This is a genomic window from Proteus myxofaciens ATCC 19692, from assembly GCF_001654855.1.
GTDB classification, from domain to species: Bacteria; Pseudomonadota; Gammaproteobacteria; order Enterobacterales; family Enterobacteriaceae; genus Proteus; species Proteus myxofaciens.
On the sequence record NZ_LXEN01000233.1, the window covers coordinates 1 to 244 of the forward strand.

Here is a 244-nt window from a genome sequence, read left to right on the forward strand (position 1 = left end):
TTCTTTATTTTGTCCTCAACTTAATGCATTTTCGCTTTCACTCTGTATTAAAGGTATTATCGCTTTTTCAGCGTTATTATTATTTTTTACATCCGCAATGACAAATGAGCTATTTTACTTTTTTAATAATAGATATTTTTATGAGATATTTATGAGTATTTATCATGGCTGAGAAGACTGAAAAACCGACTCAGAAAAAGCTTGATGATTCTGCTAAAAAAGGTCAATCATTCAAAAATAAAGA

1 pseudogene is annotated in these 244 nt (G+C 27.9%); it reads left to right on the forward strand.

What is annotated here, in order from left to right:
• Positions 1–172 (forward strand): annotated as a pseudogene (locus M983_RS17965) (type III secretion system export apparatus subunit SctT); the annotation flags it as partial.
• Positions 173–244 lie beyond the last annotated feature (72 nt).